The sequence below is a fragment of the Loktanella sp. DJP18 genome (assembly GCF_049310965.1).
GTDB lineage: Bacteria > Pseudomonadota > Alphaproteobacteria > Rhodobacterales > Rhodobacteraceae > Loktanella.
The window spans coordinates 1-1,969 of record NZ_JBMERN010000284.1 but is presented as its reverse complement, the minus strand read 5'-3'; the positions used below and the strand labels follow the sequence as shown (position 1 = coordinate 1,969).

Below are 1,969 nucleotides of genomic sequence, written 5' to 3'. Positions count from 1 at the left end.
AAGTAGCTTCGCCGAAAAAGGTTCCGTCATCGTCCATTCTGCGATGCTGGCATCAACAGACCAAAATCGGTTTCCTAAGTGCGCCTGCGCCATATCTTCCAGGCGATCACACCAAGACCGATCCCGCCGGCCAGCACTGCCAGATGTCGCGGTCGGAGGCCCTTTCCAGCTTCTGCCCTGTCCTGCGGCAAATATCGCCGATCCAACAGCCTTGTGTCCGCCAGAACGCTCCCAATCATGTCTTCATCCAGCGATTTGATCGATCGCAGTCCACGGCCCGTCTGAGCGTTCAGGCGATCGATGGCCCCGATGACGGACCCTTCCGATTCGACAGCCTCGGCAAAGCCGGCGGGCGTCGCGCCGAGGTGCTCCGACAGAAGGCGGTTGCGAAATGCCGTGATCAACGACGCAGGGCCTTCGATAGCGACATCGCATTCCGTGTCGAATCCCATCGACCGGTCATCCAGATTGCTTGATCCGATGCGCAGGTTTCTGTCGTCGACAATCATGACTTTGGCATGCACGTAGATCGGTTCCCCGGCGCTGGTCACCGGATTGAAGATACGAAACCTGTTCCGGTGGTCTGCGGCCTTCAATTTGTCGATCATTCGCCCTCGCAAGACGTGCATTGCCTTATCCTCAAATCCGGACAGAGCAGACTCGGGGTTGATGACGATGATTTCGGGCGGACGGTCTTCCTGAAGTCTTTTAGCCAAAGCGCCGCAGACGGTTTGTGTCGTGAGATACTGGGACTCAATGTAGATGGTATTCTGCGCCTCAGCGATACTGTCGAGGGTCAGCCTCTCGATCTCATTGACCAACCGCATGCCCGCATATGGGGGTTCGGTTCGCGCGATGGCGACAGATAGGTCAGACGCATCAATTTGCAGACCGTCGGGCCAATCGAAGGAAAGCGTGGCGTCGGGCTTTTCGAGCTTGTCCCCGGTTGCGCGATGCCAACGCAGGCGCGAAAGCTCGGCCAAAGCGGCGGCGACCGGTCCCGAAAGTGCAGACGTCGCGTCGTGCCAGGGCGATGCGGCAGAACCGTCTTTCAGCACCCGCCTTGGGTCGTCCGGCAGATGATCGGAGGTATCCCAACGACTCTCGGTGACGTCGATGCCGCCGCAGAACGCGAAGGTGTCATCGGCGACGACGATTTTCTGATGGTGACAGGCACCGAAAGGGTGATGCCCATCCAGCGCAAAATGAATCCGGTCATCGCCAAAAACGTATAAAGCGACCGACGGAACAAGGCGGCCCGGGGCCGCAAGAACCGCGCCATTCCATTTCAGGATATAGACCTGCAAATCCGGCGCACGCTTTACCGCAGCTTCAATGAACGGCCCGAGCTGATTGGGATAGCCGTCCGGCGCGTTCCCGTCAGCGTCACTCTCGCCCGGCAACATCTCCAGTTCGAAATCGAAGTCCCAACCGATCAGCAGCAGTTCCTGTTTGGTCTGAAGGACCACCTGCCGCAGCGTCTTGAAGTAGTCGGACGCGTCCACGATCAGCGAAAACCTGTCAGCCTTTGCGACACGCCAGCAATTTGATCCCGTCTTGAACACTGATCGTGTCGTCGCGGGCCGTTCTGTTTGGGTATCATCCAAAGCCAATCTCCTCCAGGACCTCAAAGCTCTGGTTTCCTTTATGATTATGGTGCCACCGTCGATGTGCGAACGACCAGGTCAGCAGCGCGCCAAGTCTTGATTGCTGACACTTTAGAAGATCAGCATCAGAATCCCCACAACGACCGCCAGACCGATCAGAAAAATTACGCCGATTGTGCCGCCAAGGAACTTTAACATGCTCATCTCCATTGCAACTAGCCGGGCGGCAGCTGGCCGCACCGCGTGTTCACAGTGCAGTTCAACAAGCTGGGTCGCCAGATGTTCCGGATTTGAAATCAGGAGGCCCGCTTTGGGTTCGATGTGGGCAAAATCTTCAGCAATGATCTGGAAGGCGAACTGGT

Annotated in this window: 2 protein-coding genes; both read right to left on the bottom strand. The window is 57.3% G+C overall.

Annotated features, from left to right (window positions below):
• Window positions 1-74: 74 nt before the first annotated feature.
• Complete coding sequence (locus ACOI1H_RS25190) at window positions 75-1,607, bottom strand: phospholipase D-like domain-containing protein (protein ID WP_422441022.1); 1,533 nt, start codon at window positions 1,605-1,607, stop codon at window positions 75-77.
• A gap of 111 nt (window positions 1,608-1,718) precedes the next feature.
• Window positions 1,719-1,969 (bottom strand): hypothetical protein (locus tag ACOI1H_RS25185; RefSeq protein ID WP_422441020.1); only part of this gene is annotated, 251 nt, incomplete at its 5' end.